Origin of the sequence: Xylanimonas allomyrinae, from assembly GCF_004135345.1 — a bacterium.
GTDB classification, from domain to species: Bacteria; Actinomycetota; Actinomycetes; order Actinomycetales; family Cellulomonadaceae; genus Xylanimonas; species Xylanimonas allomyrinae.
This window is the reverse complement of the sequence record NZ_CP035495.1, coordinates 416269-434811: the sequence shown is the minus strand read 5'-3', so window position 1 is coordinate 434811 and position 18543 is coordinate 416269. Positions and strand designations below refer to the sequence as shown.

The window sequence follows — 18543 nt, the reverse complement described above, 5'->3', positions numbered from 1 at the left end:
GCCGGCGCGACGTCGCGCGGCGAGAGCCGCCCTCACAGATCGGGCAGCGTCGTCGTGTGGAGCGTTCCGACGAGGAACGTGCCCACGCCGAGCAGGCGCGTCGCAGCCGCGGCCTTGACGCCCACGCGCGACGCCTCCTCGGCGTCGACCACGTGCGGCTCGGTCACGCTGTACGTGACGCCCTTGCGCGTGAGCTCGAACCGGCCGGCCGCGAGCACGTTCTGCGCCCAGTCGGTGTCGTCGCCCCACGGCAGCGGGATCGCGACCAGGATGTCGCGCACCCCCTTGGTCTCGACGGGCAGCCCGGGTGCGGCGGTCACGGACAGGTCGAGCGGCTCGCGTGCCGCGAACGCGACCAGCGGCGTCGTGAACGTGCGGTGCGAGACGCGCCCCACGTGCGTGATCACCACCCAGGGCGGCACCCGCTTCGCGAACTTCACCATGTGCGGGTTCACGCGCTTCATCAGGGGCGCGACACGAGGGCTGACTGCCATGTGCACACTCTGCCGGTGGACGAGCACGGATGCACGTCGATGTCGGGCCGATCAGGCTCGATGGCGCCTCTCGGCTCAGCCGAGGGCGGCGTGCGCGCGGTCGAGGAGCGTCCCGGCGTCGTCGGCCGACAGGTCCCACATCTCGCCGTCGACGACCACCCACGGCACGTGCCGCACCGCGAGCTCGGACGCCGCGTTGGAGAAGGCGACCACCTGGCTGCGCAGCGCCTCGTCGGTGATCGCAGCGGCGGTATCCGTCTCCACGCCCACCGACGCGGCGACGCCGGCCAGGTCCTCGACGGTCATGCCCGGGCCGTCGGCCTGGACGGCCATGACCGCCTGGACGACGTCCCAGAAGTGCTCCGGGCTCTCCTGCGCGACGTGCAGCAGCAGCGCGGCCGACCGGGTCGAGAACTCGGTGCCCCCGAGTGCCGGTCGAGCCACGCGACCGGGCGCCAGCGGACGTCGAACCGGTCGTCGCCCGCAAGCTCGAGCAAGGCATCGGCGTTGGACTCCTCGAACTGCTTGCAGAACGGGCACAGGAAGTCGCTGAACACCTCCACGACGACCTGCGCGTCCTGCGACGGCACGACGGCCGCGCCGTCGCCGTCGAACGCGATGCCGACGCTCGGGTCGGTCACGGCGTGACCCTCGGCAGCGTCACCTGCATCGGCACAGGCGGACAGCGCGAGCACGGCGGTCAGGCCGACGAGCGCGACAAGCCTCTTGACGGTGGGGCGCACGGTTCCTCCAGGGTGACATCCGGCGATTCGGTCTCTACGGTGCGCGACCGCGAGGCACGGGCGCCACCATTGACCGCCGCCGAACGCGCACACGGCGCCCTGTGCGCCCCTGGCCGCGGACCGGGCGTGAAACCGGTCCTTACCTCATCCTTTCACCGCACCGGCGCTGGCGTTCATGATTCGCTTCTGGAAGACGAAGAACAGGACCGCCACGGGGATCGTCATGATGACGGCCGCCCCCAGGTTGAGCGGGAACTGCGACCCCTGACTCAGCGCCCCGGAGGAAAGCTGGGCGACTCCCTTGGTGAGCGTCACCAGATCGGCACGCTGCGACGCCACGATGAAGTGCGTCAGCTCGTTCCACGACCCCTGGAAGCTGAGGATCACGATGGTCACGAGCGCCGGCCGCGCCATCGGCAGCACCACCGACCAGAAGATGCGCCACGTCCCGGCACCGTCGATGCGGGCGGCCTCCTCGACGGCGGGCGGGATCGACTCGAAGAAGTTCTTCATGATGAACACCCCCGCGGCGTCGACAAGGAGCGGCACGATGATGCCGGCCCAGGTGTTGTAGATGCCGAACGTGTTGATCACCAGGAACCGCGGGATGAGCAGCACCACGCCCGGCACCGCCATGACCGCGATGATCCCGGCGAACACGACGCCCCGGCCGCGGAACGGCAGGCGCGCGAGCGCGTAGCCGGCCAGCGAGTTGAACAGCACCCGGCCCGCGGTGACGCACAGCGTCACGATGACGGAGTTGCGGAACCACAGCGGGAAGTCGGAATGGACGAACAGCCTCTCGTACGCGGCCGTCGACCACGTCTGCGGAATGAGCGAGAGCGGGTTGGCGACGGCCTCGGCGTCGGTCTTGAACGACGTCGCGATCGAGATGAGGAACGGGTAGATGTACAGCAGCGCGAGCGCCGCCAGGGCGACGTGCAGCACGACGGTCCCCACCGCCCAGGGACGGTGCCTCACTTCGCCGTCTCCGCCGTCGTCGGCTGCTGGCCGGGGCGTACGAACCGCTTGCGCCGCGGGACGGTGTCACGTTCGGTGAGCACCAGCCGCTGGATGATCGTCATCACCACGATGATCGCGAACAGGATGAACGCGATCGCGGCGCCGTTCCCCCACCGCTGGTTGACGAACGACGTCTGATAGGACAGGAACGCGGGCGTCAGCGTCGTCTTGCCCGGCCCGCCCTGCGTGCCCGTGAAGATCTGGTCGAACACCTGCCACGTGCCGATGAGGCCCAGCGTGACCACGGTGAAGATCGTGGGCCGCAGCATCGGCACCGTGATGAGCCGCAGCCGCTGCCAGGCGTTTGCACCGTCGACCATCGCGGCCTCGTCGACCTCGCCCTCGATGTTCTGCAAGGCCGCGATGAACAGCAGCATGAACGTTCCCGACGTCGTGAAGATCGCCATGATGATGAACACGCACATGGCGACCGACGGGCCCGAGAGCCACTCCCACCACGACAGGCCCAGGAACGGTGCGGCACGCAGCGCGTCCGGCGGCGAGGAGACCCCGAACGCGCCCAGCAGCAGGTGCAGGATGCCGCGCGGGTCGTTGATCCAGTTGGGTCCGTCGAGGCTCAGCGCCGACAGCACCCGGTTGACGGCACCCGACGCCGTGAACAGGAAGAGGAACACGACCGTGATGGCGACCGAGCTGGTGACCGACGGGAAGTAGAACGCGGTGCGGAACAGCCCCTTGGCGCGCAGCACCCGGCGGTTGACCAGCACCGCGAGCAGCAGGGCGATGACCGTCTGGATCGGGACCACGAGGATGACGTAGTAGACGTTGTTGCGCAGCGACGTCGCGAAGTCGCGCTGCGCGAGCCCGCCGCCCGTGAGCAGGTTCGCGTAGTTGGCGCCGCCGACGAAGTGCGTGGTCGACGCGAACGGGCTGCCGCGGCCGGCCCAGTCCGAGACGCTGACCCACACGGCCATCGCGATCGGCGCGACCATGAACAGCCCGAGGATGACCAGCACGGGCAGTACGAACAACCACCCGGCGACGGCCTGACCGCCCTGCCGCCCGGCGAAGGGCCGGGTCCGGCGGCGGCGCGGCGCCGCCGTCGGACCCGTGGTCGTGGCTGTCACGGCGCGATCGCCTCGAGCGACCCCTGCACCGACGTGAGGATCGACTGCGGGTCGGCGTTCGGCAGACCCTCGAGCTGGGCGTTGAAGTCGCCCACCACCTCGGTCCAGCCCTGCACCGGCGGGACACCCTGGGCGTGCTGGGCGCCGTCGACGAACGCCTGCTGCTCGGGGAACTCCTTCGCCCACTCGTCGGCGACCGACTCGACGGACGGCATGACGCCGAAGCCCTTGGCCGCGGCCATCTGCTGCTCGTCGGAGACGAGGAACTTCACGAGGTCGATCGCGGCCTCCTTGTTGCGCGAGTCGGCGGCGATGCCCCAGCAGTTGGTGAACTGGAGCGTGCCCGGACCGCCGGGGCCCTCGGGCAGCGGGACCACCGTGTACTGCACGTCCGGATAGTCGTTCTGCATCGCGCCGACGATCCAGTTGCCCTCGATCGTCATCGCGGCACGCTGCGTGCCGAACGCCTCACCACCCCAGCCGGAGTCGATCTGCGACGGCTTGGCCGCGACCCCCGAGCTCAGCAGGTCGTTGACGAACTGGAGCGCCTGGAGGTTCTGCGGAGTGTCGACGTCGGCCGAGCCGTCTGCGTCCAGCAGATGCCCTCCGGCCTGGGCCATGAACGCACCCACGCGCGCCCACTCGGGACCGAACGACAAGCCCACCTGCGTGCCCGTGGTGAGCTTCTGCGCGACGGCCTTCAGGTCGTCCCACGTCTTCGGGTAGTCGGCCGCGGTGAGGCCGGCCGCCTGCCATGCGGTGTCGTTGATGATGAGCGCGAGCGTCGAGAAGTCCTTGGGGGCGCAGAAGAACTGGCCGTCGAACGTGAAGGACGCCTTGAGCGTCGGGTAGAAGTCGGCGTCGAGCTGGTCGGCGTACGGCTCGAGCGACCCGTTGGCGGCCCAGCCGGGGAACGCCTCCGTGGAGACGTAGAAGACGTCGGGCGGCGAGCCGGCCGCGAAGCCCTGTGCGAGCTGCTGGGGCAGGTCGGTCGCGAGGCTGAGGTTGGCCTGCGTCCCGGACTGGGCGGACCAGTCGGCAAGCTGCTGGGTCACCGTCTGCGTCTCGGCGTCTCCGGAGGAACCGATGAGGACGCGGAGCGCTCCGCCTCCCCCGGTGCCGTTCTGACCGGGTTCGTCGAACCCGGATCCCCCGCCGCACGCGGCGAGCGCCAGCACGGCGACCCCTGCCACGGCCGCCCCGATCGGGCGGCCCTTCCGTGCCCGTGCGGGCACCCTGAACGTGCTACCCATCGTCGACTCCTCCAAGTCCTGCCCAGATGCCGGAACGGCGGTTTTGGCTTCTGATGGATCTCACGTGTGACGCTAATCTCACCCCGGGAATCGCTCAACACGTGCCACCCGAGTTGCCGAACCGGCTCTCGCCGCCGTCAAGGAGCAGCACCGATGGACGTCGATCCCACCCCGGCCACGCCGGTCCAGCCCTTCCTGCACGACCTGCACGCCACCGTCGCGGCACCGAGCCAGGTGTGGTCCGGCGCGGACGGGCAGGTCTTTCCCGCCGGGGCGCAGGGCGTCTACCACGCCGACGTGCGTGTGCTGTCCGAGGTGGTCGTGCGTGTCGACGGCGTGCTGCCCGAGCCCGTGGGCGGTGGCGGCACCGGCCCCGGGACGTCGGAGTCGACCGCGGTGCTGCGCATGATCGACGGCCCGGGCGCCGATCCGACGGCGGCCCTGCGTCGCCGCCGCACGGTGCGCCCAGGCCAGGTGAGCGAGTCGCTCGAGCTGACCTGCGGGACGGCCGAGCCCGTCGCCGGCCGCGTCACGGTGCGCCTCGCCTCCGATCTGACACGCACCGAGACCGTCAAGCAGGGGCTGGCGACCACTCCCCTGCGCCCCGACGTCTCGCAGGGTCTGCGATGGACCGACGGCGCCGCCGTCGTCGAGGTCTCCGCCCCGGGCGCCGAGGTCGTCGCCGACGACGGCGGTGCGACGCTCGCGTGGGACGTGCGCGTCGTACCGGGCGGCCGGGTGACCGTGGGGTGGTCGGCGCACTCGCGCGTGCCCGGCGTCGTCGAGGCACCGGCGCGGCCCGACCCCGAGTGGACGGTGCCCCAGGTCGAGGCCGACGACCGCCGCCTCGCCCCGCTGGTCGCGCGCTCCCTGAGCGACCTGGCCGGGCTGCGGATGAGTGCCGCCTTCGCGCCCGGCGAGACGTTCCTGGCCGCGGGCGCACCGTGGTTCTTCACGCTGTTCGGCCGCGACTCGATCTGGGCCGCGCGCATGCTGCTGCCGCTCGGCACGGACCTGGCCCGCGGCACGCTGCGCACGCTCGCCGCACGTCAGGGCACGCACGACGACCCGACGACGTCGCAGCAGCCCGGAAAGATCCTTCACGAGGTGCGCAGCCAGGAGCTGCGGGGCGAGGGCGGCATGACGCTGCCGCCCCTCTACTACGGCACGGTCGACGCCACGAGCCTGTGGGTGTGCCTGCTGCACGACGCGTGGCGCTGGGGCCTGGCGCCCGACGACGTCGCAGACCTGCTGCCGGCGCTCGAGGCGGCCCTGGGGTGGATGCGCGACCACGGCGACGCCGACGGCGACGGGTTCCTCGACTACGCCGACACGACCGGGCACGGCCTGTCCAACCAGGGCTGGAAGGACTCGGGCGACTCGATCCAGTGGCGCGACGGCCGGCTCGCCGAGGGCCCCATCGCGCTGTCCGAGGTGCAGGCCTACGCGCACGAGGCGGCACTGGGCGCCGCCACGCTGCTCGACGCGTTCGGCCGCCCCGGCGCCGACGAGTGGCGCGCCTGGGCCGCCACGCTCAAGCACCGCTTCCGCGAGAAGTTCTGGCTGCACGACGACGTCGGCCCCTACGTCGCGATCGCGCTCGACCGGCACGGCGCGCCCGTCGACGCCGTCGCCTCGAACATGGGCCACCTGGTCGGCACGGGCATCCTCGACACCGACGAGGAGCGCGTCGTCGCCCACCGGCTCGTGGCGCCCGACATGTCCTCCGGCTACGGCCTGCGCACCCTGTCGACGACGTCCGCCGGGTACTGGCCCCTGGGCTACCACCGCGGGTCGGTGTGGACGCACGACACCGCGATCGCGGTGCTGGGGCTCGCCAAGGCGGGCTTCGGCGCCGAAGCGGGCGAGCTCGTGCGCGGCCTGCTCGAGGCGGCGCCCCACTGGGACTACCAGATGCCCGAGCTGTACGGAGGCAATGCCGTGGGCGACGGACCCGGCCCGCTTCCGTACCCGGCCTCGTGCCATCCGCAGGCGTGGTCGGCCGCGTCGTCGGTGGCGATCCTGACGGCCGTGCTCGGCCTCGAGCCGACACCCGACGGCGGGCTCGCCGCGCACCTGGCCGACCCGTCACCCGTCGGCGCCATCAGCGTCGACGGGCTGTGCGTGGGCGCGCGCAGGTTCCTCGTGCGCGCCACGCCAGAGGCCCCTGTGCGCGTCGAACCGAGCGACCACTGAGCGTCCTGGCGCCCAGCCGCGGAGGCCGTCCCGCGCCCGGGACGGCGTTCCCTCGTTCGACGGGCCCGATCCCGGTTCGGGAGCGGAAAATGGTGGTATGCCTCGAATCGCCGTCCACGGTTCCGCCACTCGTTCCCTCGCCCCCGAGCGCGGCACCATCTACCTGTCCGTGAACGTCGCCGGCGATGCGCGAGCCGACGTCCTCGCGGCCGCCCAGCGGGCGCATGCCGCCGTCGCCGCGGCCGCGCGACGCCACGTCGACGCCGGCGACGCCACCGGCTGGCAGTCGCCCGACGTGCGCGTCTGGGCGTTCTCCGACTGGGTGCTCGTGCCCGCGGGGCGCGGGGTCGCACCCGGACAGCAGGAGCAGGTCACGCGCTACCGCGCGGGGGCCGACGTGCAGGTGACCTTCACACGGCTCGACGCGCTGGGCGAGCTCGTCGCACAGGCCGGTGCGCTCGACGGCGTCGACGTGCTGCGCGTCGAGTGGACGCTGACCGACACCACGCGCGACGACCTGCTGCGCATGGTCCGCGCGGAGGCGTCGCGCGACGCGCTCGGGCGCGCCGAGGACTACGCCGCCGCGCTCGACCTGAGCCCGGTGCGTCTCGTCGCGCTCTACGAGGAGGGCCTGCACCCGGGCCTCGGGCTCCAGCCGGACGGCCCCTCCCCTCGGCACCTGGCCCGGGCCTCGGCGCTGGAGACCGGCGGGTTCGACCTGCGCCCGCACGACATCGAGGTGACGGCACGGGTCACCGCGGAGCTGGAGTCCGGGCACTGACGACGGGCACTGACGACGGGCACTGACGACGGGCACTGACGACGGGGCACCGCGGGCCGGACGCCGGCAGCGCCCGGGCCGGCCTGCCGGTCAGCCCTTCCGTTCGCGCCCGGCCGCCGCGTCGTCGTACCCCCGCGCGTACGCCTCCGCGCTGCCCTCACGGAACAGGTCGTCGGCGCTGGGGCGCACCAGCAGGCGTGCGCCACCGTCGTCGGGCGTCCAGCCCGCGGGGACCAGCCGCCCCACCCCGCGCACGACGGCGACGGGGCGGCCCGCGGCCTTGCCACGGACCAGCTCGGACGCGGAGGCGATCTCGTCGACGACGGCCGTGACCGTGACGCTGAGCGGCCGCCCGTGCGCGTCGACGCCGCCGCGCAGGTCGTCGACGACGGCGACCCCCGCGGCCCCGACGGCGACGTCGACCAGCGCGTCACGCCAGGCACGCCCGGCGGTGTCCGTCACGACGACGCCGAGCCGCTCGATCCCGAACCGTGCGCGCAGGGCGTCGCGCAGCGCGCGGGCGGACGCGTCCGGGTCGGCCGGGAGCAGCAGCACCGTGCCCTCGGGCGTGTTGGACGCGTCGACGCCCGCCGCGGCCATGACCAGGCCCAGCCGGTTCTCGACGATCCGCAGGGGCGCCAGTCCCTCGCGCCGTCGCGTGGCGACCACGCGCACCGTCTCGTCGGTGATGGCCTGCTCGCGGTCGACGGCCATGACCACGCGCCCCTCGGCCTTCGAGACCACCTTGGAGGTCACGACGACGACGTCGCCCTCGGCGAGCCCCTCGCCGTCGAGCAGGTCGCCGACGAGAGCGGCGAGGTCGTCACCGGGGCGCACCTCCCCGAGCCCCGCCGGAGCCCAGACGGTCAGCCGCCGGGCCGCCGGCGCGTTCGGCACTGCGCTCACCGGGACAGCTTGGGGAGCACGTCGCGGCCGAAGACCTCGATCCACTCCCGCTGGTTGCGGCCCACGTTGTGCAGGTACACGCGGTCGAACCCGAGGTCGACGTATCGCTGGATGGCGGCGCGGTGCACGTCGGGGTCGGCGCTGACGACCATGCGGCCCTCGAAGTCCTCGGGGCGCACCAGCTTGGCGATCTGCGCGAAGTCGTGCGGCGAGCGGATGTCGGCCTTGGGGAACTTCATGCCGCCGTTGGGCCACTCGGTCAGCGCGTTGGCCAGCGCCTCCTCGTCGGTGGGCGCCCACGACAGGTGGACCTGGAGCACCTTCGGCATGCCCTGCGGGTCGCGGCCCGACTCGCGGACGCCCTCCTCGAACTTGCCGAACAGCATCGCGATCTTCTCCAGCGGCGCCCCCACCGTGATGATGCCGTCGGCGAGCTTTCCGGTGCGCTTGGCGTTGATGGGTCCGGCGGTGGCCACGAGGATCTCGGGCGGCACCTCGGGCATGGTCCACAGCCGCGTCGACTCCAGCGTGTAGAACTCGCCGCGGTGCTTGACGTCCTTGCCCTCGATGCCGGACCGGAACAGCTTCTTGATGATCTCGATGGCCTCGAACATGCGGTGGCTGCGCTCGGCCGCCTCGGGCCAGTAGCCCCCGATGATGTGCTCGTTGAGCGCCTCACCCGCACCGATGCCCAGCCAGTGCCGGCCCGGGTACATCGCGGCCAGCGTGGCACTGGCCTGCGCGACCATCGCCGGGTGCCAGCGGAACGTCGGCGCCGTGACGCCGGGTCCGATGTCACCGCGCGTGCGCTCGCCCAGGGCCGTCAGCACGTTCCAGACGAACGCAGCCTGCCCTTGCTGCGGCACCCACGGCTGGTAGTGGTCGGCCGCCATGACGCCCGAGAAACCGTGCTGCTCGGCGTACGCCGACAGGTCGACGACCTCCGTGGGGTGGAACTGCTCGAGCATGGCGGCGTAGCCGACGGTGAGGTCAGATCCCATGCTCGCGAGCCTACTGGCCACGGTCAGTCCAGCGGGTTGAGGATCCGGTGCAGGAACTGCCGCGTCCGCTCCTCGCGCGGGTCGGTGAACAGCTCGCGCGGGGCTCCTCGCTCCAGCACGACGCCGTCGTCGAGGAACAGCACCTCGTCCGCGACGGCCCGCGCGAACGACAGCTCGTGCGTGACGACCACCATCGTCCAGCCCTCGTCCGCGAGCTCCTTCATCACGAGCAGCACCTCGCCGACCAGCTCCGGGTCGAGCGCCGACGTCGGCTCGTCGAAGAGCAGGAGGTCCGGGCCCAGCGCGAGCGCCCGCACGATGCCCACCCGTTGCAGCTGCCCGCCGGAGAGCTGGCGCGGGTAGGCGTCGCGCTTGTCGGCCAGCCCGACCCGGTCGAGCAGGTCGAGCGCACGCCGCTCGGCCTTCTCACGCGGCACCCGCCGCACCTGCACGGGACCTTCGACGACGTTCTGCAGCACCGTCATGTGCGGGAACAGGTTGTGATGCTGGAACACCATCGCCGAGCGGTCGCGCAGCGCGAACCGCTGACCCTTGGCCACGGGTGCCGCGAAGTCCAGGGCCGGGCCGCCGTCGAGCGTGAGCGTGCCGGCCGACGGCGTCTCCAGCCCGTTGAGCGAGCGCAGCAGCGTCGTCTTGCCCGAGCCGGACGGGCCGATGAGCGCGACGACCTGGCCGCGGCGCACGTCGAGGTCGACGCCGCGCAGGACCTCATGGTCGCCGAACGACTTGCGGATCCCGCGGGCGCTGAGCAGGGCGTCAGACATACCGCTCCAGCCTCCTCTCGAGCCGGTCCTGCCCGATCGACAGCACCGTGCACATCAGCCAGTACACCAGTGCGGCCTCCACGTACAGGAGCATGAACTCGCTCGAGAACGCCGCGATGTTCTGCGCCTGCCGGAACGCCTCCGTGACGAGGATGAGCGAGGCCAGCGAGGTGTCCTTCACGAGCGAGATGAAGGTGTTCGACAGCGGAGGCACCGAGACCCGCGCGGCCTGTGGCAGCACGATGCGCCGCAGCGCCTTCGCGCGCGGCATCCCGATCGTGTACGCGGCCTCCCACTGACCCGTGGGCACCGACAGGATCGCCGCGCGGATGACCTCGGCCGCATAGCCGCCGACGTTGAGCGAGAACGCGATGATCGCGCTGGGCCACGGGTCGATGACGATGCCCACCGACGGCATGCCGTAGAACACCACGAAGAGCTGGACGAGAAGGGGCGTGCCCCGGATGACCGAGACGTAGGCGCGGCCGAGCCACGACAGCACCGGGGTGGCCGACAGGCGCAGGAGCGCGATGCCGAGCGCGAGCACCAGCCCGATCGCGAACGACGCGAGGGCCAGCGGGATCGTGCCGCGCACGCCCTCGCGCAGGATGGGCCAGAACGAGGCGGAGAACAGGTCCCAGTCCATGGGGCCCTAGCGCTCCCCGAGCGCGCGGACGGCCGGCGTCACTTCGACACGTCCTCGCCGAAGTACTTCTCGCTCAGCGCGGCCAGCGTGCCGTCGGCGGCGAGGTCGGCCAGCGCGCCGTCGATCGCCGTCGCGAGCGCCTGACGCTTCTTGCCGACGACGAAGGCGCTCTGCGACGAGTCGTCGGTGGTGGCGGCGACCGCGAGGCCCGAGGGCCCGTGCTCCTTGACGTAGTCGAGGTAGGTGAGCGAGTCGTTGATCGTGGCGTCGATGCGACCCTGCTCGAGCAGCGCGACGGCCTGCGCCCAGCCCTCGACCGGCTCCACCTTCGCGCCCGACTCCTGGGCGAGCTGGTACCAGTTGCTCGTGAGCGACTGGGCCGTGGTCTTGCCCTGGAGGTCGGCGAAGCTCGTGATGGAGGTGTCGCCGTCCTTGACGATCACGACGCCGTGCGACGTCGTGTAGGGGGCGCTGAAGAGGTACTTGGCCTTGCGTTCGTCGGTGATCGAGACCTGGTTGGCGATGGTGTCGAACCGGCCGGCGTCCAGGCCCGCGAAGATCGCGTCCCACTGCGTCTCCTCGAACGCCACCTTCAGGCCCAGCTTCGCACCGACGGCCTGCGCCACCTCGACGTCGTAGCCGACGAGCGTGCCCGACCCGTCCTCGTGGTAGCTGAAGGGCCGGTAGGTGCCCTCGGTCGCGACGGTCAGCGTGCCGCCGGTGACGAGGCCGAGGTCGGAGCCCCCGGTCGCGGACCCGCCGGCGCCCGCGGCGTCGTCGGACCCGGACGAGCAGGCGCCGAGAGCCAGCACGAGCGAGACGGCGGTCAGAGCGGTGGCAAGAACGCGGGTGCGGCGCATGGGCGATGCTCCTGAGGACGGGGGCGCGGGGCCCGGGACGGTGGCCCGTGGCGGGCCGACGGAACACTGTGCGGCACAAGCCATCAACAATGCAAATGTGTCCGATCGTCCCGTTCGATGGATCCGGGGGTCGCACCGCGTCCACAGGCACGACGACGAGGCCTTGCCGGGCCGTCGCATCTGGGAGAATGGCCCACCATGAGCGACTTCCCGACCACTCCCCCGCCACGACCCCTGCCCCCGCCACGCGCGACCAGGCCGACGTCGTCCGCGCGGTGGTACGGGACGTACCCGACAAGGTCTCGCTCGACGGCCTCGAGACCAAGCTCGACGCCCGCTGGGCCGCCGAGGGCACGTTCGCCTTCGACCGCACCGCCACGCGCGACCAGGTCTACTCGATCGACACTCCCCCGCCCACCGCGTCGGGCTCGCTGCACGTCGGCCACGTCTTCAGCTACACGCACACCGACGTCGTCGCGCGCTACCAGCGCATGCGCGGGCGCGAGGTCTTCTACCCGATGGGCTGGGACGACAACGGCCTGCCGACCGAACGCCGCGTGCAGAACTACTACGGCGTGCGCGTCGACCTCGGCCTGCCCTACGACCCCGGCTTCACCCCGCCCTTCGAGGGCACCGAGGGCAAGAACGTCAAGGCCTCCGACCAGGTCCCGGTCTCACGCCGCAACTTCGTCGAGCTGTGCGAGCGGCTCACCGCGCAGGACGAGAAGCAGTTCGAGGACCTGTGGCGCTACCTGGGCCTGTCGGTCGACTGGGCGCAGACGTACCAGACCATCGACCCCGCCTCACGCGCCACCGCCCAGCGCGCGTTCCTGCGCAACCTCGCGCGCGGCGAGGCCTACCAGGCCGAGGCGCCCGGACTATGGGACGTCACGTTCCAGACGGCGGTCGCCCAGGCCGAGCTCGAGGCGCGCGACTACCCGGGCCACTTCCACAAGGTCGCCTTCCACCGCCCGGACGGCGAGAAGGTCTTCATAGAGACGACGCGCCCCGAACTCATCCCCGCCGTCGTCGCGCTCATCGCGCACCCCGACGACGAGCGCTACCAGGGCCTGTTCGGCACGACGGTGACCTCGCCGCTGTTCGGCGTCGAGGTCCCCGTGCTGGCCCACCCGGCGGCCGAGCCCGACAAGGGCGCCGGCATCGCCATGTGCTGCACCTTCGGCGACCTCACCGACGTGCAGTGGTGGCGCGAGCTCCAGCTCCCGACACGCTCGGTCATCCAGCGCGACGGCCGCCTGTCGCGCGAGACGCCCGAGTGGATCGCCGACGGGCCCGGCGCCCGCCTCTACGAGCTCGACCTCGCCGGCAAGACGACGTTCTCGGCGCGCACCGCCGTCGTCGACGCCCTGCGCGCCTCCGGCGACCTGGACGGCGAGCCGGCCGCCACGCAGCGCAAGGCGAACTTCTACGAGAAGGGCGACAAGCCGCTCGAGATCGTCACGAGCCGCCAGTGGTACATCCGCAACGGCGGCCGCGACTTCACGCGCGACGGCCGCACGGCCGACCTGAAGTCCGAGCTGCTCGGCCGCGGCACCGAGCTCGCGTTCCACCCCGACTTCATGCGCGTGCGCTACGAGAACTGGGTCAACGGGCTCAACGGCGACTGGCTCATCAGCCGTCAGCGGTTCTTCGGCGTGGCTATCCCCCTGTGGTACCCCGTGCTCGCCTCGGGCGAGGTCGACTACGCCCACCCGATCGCGCCGGACGAGGCCGAGCTGCCCGTCGACCCGACGTCGCAGGCTCCCGCTGGGTACGCGGCGGACCAGCGCGGGGTGCCCGGCGGGTTCGTCGGCGACGAGGACGTCATGGACACGTGGGCGACGTCGTCGCTCACCCCGCTCATCGTCTCCGGGTGGGAGCGCGACACCGACCTGTTCGACCGCGTCTACCCGATGGACCTGCGCCCGCAAGGCCAGGACATCATCCGCACCTGGCTGTTCTCGACGGTGGTGCGCTCGCACCTCGAGCGCGAGACGCTGCCCTGGGCCAACGCGGCCATCAGCGGATGGATCCTCGACCCCGACCGCAAGAAGATGTCCAAGTCCAAGGGCAACGTCGTCACGCCCATGGGCCTGCTGCAGCAGCACGGCTCGGACGCCGTGCGGTACTGGGCGGCCTCCGCGCGGCTGGGCACCGACGCGGCGTTCGACGAGGGCCAGATGAAGATCGGTCGCCGCCTGGCGATCAAGGTGCTCAACGCGTCGAAGTTCGCACTCTCGTTCGGCGGCTCGCAGGTCGTGCTCGACCCGACGCTCGTGACCGTCGAGCTCGACCGCGCGATGCTCGCCGGGCTCGCCGCCGTCGTCGACACGGCCACCGAGGCGCTCGACGCCTACGACCACACACGTGCCCTGGAGACCACGGAGACGTTCTTCTGGACGTTCTGCGACGACTACCTCGAGCTCGTCAAGGACCGTGCGTACGGGGCGGGCGCGGCCGCCGAGGACGTCACCGCCGAGACGACGTCGGCACGCACCGCGCTCGCCATCGCGCTCGACACGATGCTGCGGCTGCTCGCCCCGGTGCTGCCGTTCGCCACCGAGGAAGTCTGGTCGTGGTGGCGCGAGGGCTCGGTGCACCGCGCCCCGTGGCCCGTCTCGTCGGGCCTGCGCACGGCGGCCGGCGACGCCGACCCCACGCAGCTCGCGGCGGCCGGCAACGCGCTCGCCGCGCTGCGCAAGGTCAAGTCCGAGGCCAAGGTCTCGATGCGCACGCCGATCCTCGCGGTGACGCTCGCGGTTCCCGCGCCCTCGCTCCCGGGCGTGGAGTCGGCACTGATCGACGTGCGCGGAGCCGGCCGCGTCGAAGGCACGCTGACCCTGGTCGAGGCGGCCGAAGGTCAGGGCGACCCGGACGTCCAGGGCGGCATCGTGACCCTCGCGAGCGAGCTGGGCGAGCCCCCCGTCAAGACGCCCCGCGCATAGCGACCCCGACGGCGCAGGGACCCCGACGGGGTCCCTGCGCCGTTCGCCGGAGGTCAGCGCAGGAGATCCTGGTCCCGGCTCATCGTCGCCGCGACCTCGTGCGGGGTGGCGCCGTCGGACCAGCGCAGGGTCGCACCGACGCCGTCGATGAGGTCTGCCGCGCCCTCCGGGGCGACGGTCAGGCCCGCGTCCTGCCCCACCGCGGCGCGCACCAGCGCGATCGCCGCCGGGAGCGTCTCGAGGCCGTCCGTGTAGCCCGCGTCCTCGAGCGAGGCACGCGCCGAGGCGATCGCCATCGGGTCGGGCCCGACCCACAGGGTGCGCCCGCTCAACGGCCCGCGGGCACCGTCCGCGCCGACGACGAGCGCGCCGTCGTACCCGACGTCCTCGCTCAGCACCAGCTCCTTGACCTGCCCCCGCGCGAGCACGGCGACGACGTCGTCGAGACCCGTCACGGTTCCCTGCTCGCGGCCCTGGCCCCGGCGCAGCTCGGCCAGCACCAGCTCACGGCGGCGCTCGCGGTACGAGTCGAGCGCCCCCTCGAGGTTCTCGAGGAAGGCGGCCTCGCGGACGCCCGCCCCACGCCCGCCGCCGGCGACCTCCACGGTCAGCTCCGCGACCGGGCGCACCAGCGACGCCCTCACGGCGCGCACGGTACGCGCGTCGCCGAACAGCAGGACGATCTCGGGCCGCTCCTCGGCCACCGTCCGCTCGACCTCGCGCGCGACGGCCTCGGCGTTGCGGGCCAGCGAGTCCTCCGCGCGCGCCTCGACGGCCGCCGACCCACCTCGGTCGCCGCCTCCCGCGCCGCCGCCGCCCGTCCCGCCGCCACGCGACGAGCCTCCGGTCGCGGCCTTCGACACGTCGTCGTGCGGGGCCTCGAACGTGCGCGGTGCGTCCCAGCACCGCACGCCGACGAGGCGCAGGTCTGCCCCCGTGCGGTCGACGGCGACCTTGAGCGCGGTGACCTCCTCGTCGGCGGCGAGCGCCGCCTGGAGCAGCGCGGGCACGGCGTGCCAGACTCCGGTTGCGACCGCGGGCGCGGTCCGCAACGCCTTGTCGACGAGCACCCCGGAGGCGTCGGCGATGATGACGTGGCCGTGCGCGCCCGGCTTGCGCAACGGCCTCAGTGCGGCGTCCTCGACGGCGTCGAGCACGTCGGGCGGCGCCCCTTGCTGGGTGAGGGTACGACGTACGGCCTTCCAGCGTCCCGCGACGTCCTTGTCCCCGGCCTCTGCAGAGCGCGTCGCGTCGAGGTACACCGTCGCGAACGGCCCAGGGCGGCCGATGAGGGGCTTGATCCAGTCGGTCTTCATGGCAGCTTTTGCGCCTCCCGGTCTCGGCTGTCCCCCTAGGGTGCGTCCCCACGGGTGGGCGCGCCACCGCTCGCGCACAACGAACCAGCCGCGACCCCGGCGAGGGAACCGCGCCGCAGGGGGCTCACCGGCCTCGGCCCGTCCTCCACGCCTCACCGCTGCCGGCTGCGACCGCCGTCCGGCCCGGTCCTGAACCGCCTAGCCTCTTCAAGCGAACGTGTCCAGCGGCGGCAGCTCGCCCTGGCGCCCGCTGGCCGCGAACTCGGCAGCGATCAGCTCGTGATGCCGGATCACCTCGGCCACGACGAACGCGCGGAACGCCTCGGCGAACGCGGGGTCGAGCCCCGCGTCGGTGGCGATCGATGTCAACCGCGCGATCTGCTCCTGGTCGCGCGTGGGATCGGCAGGCGGAAGCCCGCCGACCGCCTTGAGCTCACCCACCCGGCGCGTCATCTTGAAACGCTCGGCTAGCAGATGCACGAGGGCTGCGTCAATGTTGTCGATGCTGCGCCGCAGGCCCAGGATCTCGTCGGGCATCTCCGGTTCGGTCATAGCAAGGATCCTAGAGGGAAGGCCGAGGAGTGCCCGGCCGGGCCCACCGTGTAGCGTCTCTGCACGTCCCGGCGTTCCTGGCCAGGACAAAACGGACGGAGTGGAAGTGAACCTCGCGACAGTGCCGGCGCTCGTGGAGATCCCGGAGTCGACCAGCATCAACACACTGCTCGCCGAACGCGTGGCACGCACGGGCGACAACCCCCTGCTCGAGCGCCGCGAGACGCCGACGGCACCGTGGGTGCCGATCAGCGCCCGCGCGTTCGACGCCGACGTCGTCTCGGTCGCGCGCGGCCTCCTGGCCCGGGGCATCGAGGCCGGTGACCGCATCGCCATCATGTCGCGCACCCGCTACGAGTGGACACTGCTCGACTACGCGATCTGGGCCATGGGCGGCGTGCCCGTGCCGGTCTACGAGACGTCAGCGCCCGACCAGGTCGAGTGGATCCTGTCCGACGCCGAGGTGCGCCTCGTGTTCGTCGAGACCGTCGCGCACGCCGGCATCGTCGATGCCGTCCGCGACCGGTTGCCCGCGCTCGAGGACGTCGCCGTGATCGACGCCGGGGTGCTCGACGCCCTGCGCGCCGAGGGCGCCGACATCCCGGACCAGGCCGTGGCCGAGCGTCGCGACGCCGTCGTCGCCGACGACCTGGCGACCATCATCTACACCTCGGGCTCCACCGGGCGCCCCAAGGGTGCCGAGCTGACGCACCGCAACTTCGCGCACGTCTCGCGCAACGCGGCCGAGGCGCTGCCCGAGGTCATCGACTGGGACGGCGCGCGGACGCTGCTCTTCCTGCCGCTGGCGCACGTGTTCGCCCGCCTCATCCAGGTCGCCGTGCTCTCGGCCGACACCGTCCTCGGCCACGCACCGGACGTCAAGAACCTCGTCGCCGACCTCGGCTCGTTCCGGCCCACGTTCCTGCTCGCCGTCCCGCGCGTGTTCGAGAAGGTCTACAACTCGGCCGAGCAGAAGGCGTCGGCCTCGAAGCTCAAGCGCCAGATCTTCTACTGGGCCGTGCGCACGGCGATCGCGACGTCGCGCGCCCAGGACGCGGGCCCGGTGCCGGCGACGCTGCGCCTTCAGCACCAGGTCGCCGACCGCCTCGTGCTCGGCAAGCTGCGCGACGCCATGGGCGGGAACGTGGTCCACGCCGTCTCGGGCGGCGCTCCGCTGGGTGAACGTCTCGGGCACTTCTTCCGCGGCGTCGGCGTGACGGTGCTGGAGGGCTACGGCCTCACGGAGACGACCGCGCCCGCGGCGGTGAACCTGCCGCGCTCGGTCGCCATCGGGACCGTCGGGCCCGCGCTGCCCGGCCTGAGCATCAAGATCGACGACGACGGCGAGATCCTGCTCAAGGGCGCGTCCGTGTTCCGCGGCTACCACAACCAGCCCGAGCTCACGGCCGAGGCGCTGCAGGACGGCTGGTTCCACACCGGGGACCTCGGCACGCTCGACAGCGAGGGGCGGCTGCGGATCACAGGCCGCAAGAAGGAGATCATCGTCACCGCCGGCGGCAAGAACGTCGCCCCTGCGCTGCTCGAGGACCGGCTGCGTTCGCACCCGCTCGTCTCCCAGGTCGTCGTCGTCGGCGACCAGCGGCCGTTCATCGGCGCGCTCGTCACCCTCGACGCCGAGATGCTGCCCGGCTGGCTCGCGACCCACGGCCTGCCCAACATGCCCGCGTCCGAGGCGCGCGTCCACGCCGACGTGCTCGCGGCGCTCGACCGCGCCGTCACCCGCGCCAACGAGGCCGTCTCGCGCGCCGAGTCGATCCGCAAGATCCACGTCCTGGAGCAGGACTTCACCGAGGCGAACGGCTACCTGACGCCGTCGCTCAAGGTCAAGCGCACGCTGGTGCTCAAGGACTTCGCCGCGACGGTCGACGCCCTCTACGAGGGCGCACCCGCACAAGGCTGACCGGCACGCACGACGACCCCCGGTTCCCCCAGA

17 protein-coding genes are annotated in these 18543 nt (G+C 72.2%); 4 read left to right on the top strand and 13 right to left on the bottom strand.

Annotated features, from left to right (window positions below):
• Positions 1 to 32: 32 nt before the first annotated feature.
• The 6 genes from ET495_RS01925 to ET495_RS01905 form a co-directional block, all read right to left on the bottom strand.
• Entirely contained in the window at positions 33 to 494 is a 462-nt protein-coding gene (locus ET495_RS01925; protein ID WP_129202181.1) for a PNPOx family protein, read from the bottom strand.
• Positions 495 to 569: 75 nt separating this feature from the next.
• A complete protein-coding gene (locus ET495_RS01920; RefSeq protein WP_245993392.1) occupies positions 570 to 881 on the bottom strand; it encodes a DsbA family protein in 312 nt (103 codons plus the stop codon).
• Positions 797 to 1237 carry a DsbA family protein gene (locus ET495_RS18390; RefSeq protein WP_245993547.1) on the bottom strand — a complete coding sequence of 147 codons (441 nt, stop codon included), beginning with the start codon at positions 1235 to 1237 and terminating at the stop codon, positions 797 to 799. Before ET495_RS18390 ends, ET495_RS01920 begins: the two co-directional genes overlap by 85 nt.
• A gap of 144 nt (positions 1238 to 1381) precedes the next feature.
• On the bottom strand, positions 1382 to 2218 hold the full coding sequence (locus tag ET495_RS01915) for a carbohydrate ABC transporter permease (RefSeq protein WP_129202177.1): 837 nt from the start codon (positions 2216 to 2218) through the stop codon (positions 1382 to 1384).
• Positions 2215 to 3348, bottom strand: coding sequence for a carbohydrate ABC transporter permease (locus tag ET495_RS01910; protein WP_129202175.1), 1134 nt, complete (start codon positions 3346 to 3348; stop codon positions 2215 to 2217). The genes ET495_RS01915 and ET495_RS01910 overlap by 4 nt, the downstream gene beginning before the upstream one ends.
• The gene (locus ET495_RS01905; RefSeq protein WP_129202173.1) at positions 3345 to 4601 is read right to left on the bottom strand and encodes an extracellular solute-binding protein; all 1257 of its coding nucleotides are present in this window, start codon (positions 4599 to 4601) and stop codon (positions 3345 to 3347) included. Before ET495_RS01905 ends, ET495_RS01910 begins: the two co-directional genes overlap by 4 nt.
• Before the next feature lie 153 nt (positions 4602 to 4754).
• Here ET495_RS01905 and ET495_RS01900 point away from each other — a divergent pair, with 153 nt between their 5' ends.
• Complete coding sequence (locus ET495_RS01900) at positions 4755 to 6797, top strand: glycogen debranching N-terminal domain-containing protein (RefSeq protein WP_129202171.1); 2043 nt, start codon at positions 4755 to 4757, stop codon at positions 6795 to 6797.
• A gap of 97 nt (positions 6798 to 6894) precedes the next feature.
• The gene (locus ET495_RS01895) at positions 6895 to 7578 is read left to right on the top strand and encodes an SIMPL domain-containing protein (RefSeq protein WP_129202169.1); all 684 of its coding nucleotides are present in this window, start codon (positions 6895 to 6897) and stop codon (positions 7576 to 7578) included.
• A 90-nt stretch (positions 7579 to 7668) separates the two neighbouring features.
• Here the strand turns inward: ET495_RS01895 and cofE are convergent, their stop codons facing one another.
• From cofE to ET495_RS01870, 5 genes are read right to left on the bottom strand one after another with little or no spacing between them, the layout of a single operon-like run.
• A complete protein-coding gene (gene cofE / locus ET495_RS01890; RefSeq protein WP_129202167.1) occupies positions 7669 to 8484 on the bottom strand; it encodes a coenzyme F420-0:L-glutamate ligase in 816 nt (271 codons plus the stop codon).
• Positions 8481 to 9485: a TIGR03557 family F420-dependent LLM class oxidoreductase gene (locus ET495_RS01885; RefSeq protein ID WP_129202165.1), complete on the bottom strand. Its 1005-nt coding sequence runs from the start codon at positions 9483 to 9485 to the stop codon at positions 8481 to 8483. The genes cofE and ET495_RS01885 overlap by 4 nt, the downstream gene beginning before the upstream one ends.
• Before the next feature lie 23 nt (positions 9486 to 9508).
• On the bottom strand, positions 9509 to 10270 hold the full coding sequence (locus tag ET495_RS01880; RefSeq protein ID WP_129202163.1) for an amino acid ABC transporter ATP-binding protein: 762 nt from the start codon (positions 10268 to 10270) through the stop codon (positions 9509 to 9511).
• Positions 10263 to 10916, bottom strand: a complete 654-nt coding sequence (locus ET495_RS01875) for an amino acid ABC transporter permease (RefSeq protein WP_129202161.1) — start codon at positions 10914 to 10916, stop codon at positions 10263 to 10265. Before ET495_RS01875 ends, ET495_RS01880 begins: the two co-directional genes overlap by 8 nt.
• A gap of 38 nt (positions 10917 to 10954) precedes the next feature.
• Entirely contained in the window at positions 10955 to 11776 is an 822-nt protein-coding gene (locus tag ET495_RS01870) for an amino acid ABC transporter substrate-binding protein (RefSeq protein WP_129202159.1), read from the bottom strand.
• A 188-nt stretch (positions 11777 to 11964) separates the two neighbouring features.
• On the opposite strand from ET495_RS01870, the gene valS reads away from it, so the two are divergent.
• On the top strand, positions 11965 to 14721 hold the full coding sequence (valS, locus tag ET495_RS01865; RefSeq protein ID WP_129202157.1) for a valine--tRNA ligase: 2757 nt from the start codon (positions 11965 to 11967) through the stop codon (positions 14719 to 14721).
• A gap of 53 nt (positions 14722 to 14774) precedes the next feature.
• Here valS and ET495_RS01860 read toward each other — a convergent pair whose 3' ends face one another.
• Entirely contained in the window at positions 14775 to 16037 is a 1263-nt protein-coding gene (locus ET495_RS01860; protein ID WP_129202155.1) for a baeRF2 domain-containing protein, read from the bottom strand.
• A gap of 207 nt (positions 16038 to 16244) precedes the next feature.
• Positions 16245 to 16574, bottom strand: coding sequence for a chorismate mutase (locus tag ET495_RS01855; protein ID WP_342770135.1), 330 nt, complete (start codon positions 16572 to 16574; stop codon positions 16245 to 16247).
• A gap of 121 nt (positions 16575 to 16695) precedes the next feature.
• On the opposite strand from ET495_RS01855, the gene ET495_RS01850 reads away from it, so the two are divergent.
• Positions 16696 to 18510, top strand: coding sequence for an AMP-dependent synthetase/ligase (locus ET495_RS01850; protein WP_170220561.1), 1815 nt, complete (start codon positions 16696 to 16698; stop codon positions 18508 to 18510).
• The last annotated feature ends 33 nt before the right edge of the window (positions 18511 to 18543 follow it).

What these genes read in the sequence shown, in the direction of transcription:
- ET495_RS01855 (WP_342770135.1), bottom strand. Translation starts at nt 16,574, where the DNA reads ATGCCCGACGAGATCCTGGGCCTGCGGCGCAGCATCGACAACATTGAC.
- ET495_RS01885 (WP_129202165.1), bottom strand. Translation starts at nt 9,485, where the DNA reads ATGGGATCTGACCTCACCGTCGGCTACGCCGCCATGCTCGAGCAGTTC.
- ET495_RS01905 (WP_129202173.1), bottom strand. Translation starts at nt 4,601, where the DNA reads ATGGGTAGCACGTTCAGGGTGCCCGCACGGGCACGGAAGGGCCGCCCG.
- valS (WP_129202157.1), top strand. Translation starts at nt 11,965, where the DNA reads ATGGCCCACCATGAGCGACTTCCCGACCACTCCCCCGCCACGACCCCT.
- ET495_RS01880 (WP_129202163.1), bottom strand. Translation starts at nt 10,270, where the DNA reads ATGTCTGACGCCCTGCTCAGCGCCCGCGGGATCCGCAAGTCGTTCGGC.
- ET495_RS01870 (WP_129202159.1), bottom strand. Translation starts at nt 11,776, where the DNA reads ATGCGCCGCACCCGCGTTCTTGCCACCGCTCTGACCGCCGTCTCGCTC.
- ET495_RS01860 (WP_129202155.1), bottom strand. Translation starts at nt 16,037, where the DNA reads ATGAAGACCGACTGGATCAAGCCCCTCATCGGCCGCCCTGGGCCGTTC.
- ET495_RS01925 (WP_129202181.1), bottom strand. Translation starts at nt 494, where the DNA reads ATGGCAGTCAGCCCTCGTGTCGCGCCCCTGATGAAGCGCGTGAACCCG.
- ET495_RS01895 (WP_129202169.1), top strand. Translation starts at nt 6,895, where the DNA reads ATGCCTCGAATCGCCGTCCACGGTTCCGCCACTCGTTCCCTCGCCCCC.
- ET495_RS01900 (WP_129202171.1), top strand. Translation starts at nt 4,755, where the DNA reads ATGGACGTCGATCCCACCCCGGCCACGCCGGTCCAGCCCTTCCTGCAC.
- ET495_RS01875 (WP_129202161.1), bottom strand. Translation starts at nt 10,916, where the DNA reads ATGGACTGGGACCTGTTCTCCGCCTCGTTCTGGCCCATCCTGCGCGAG.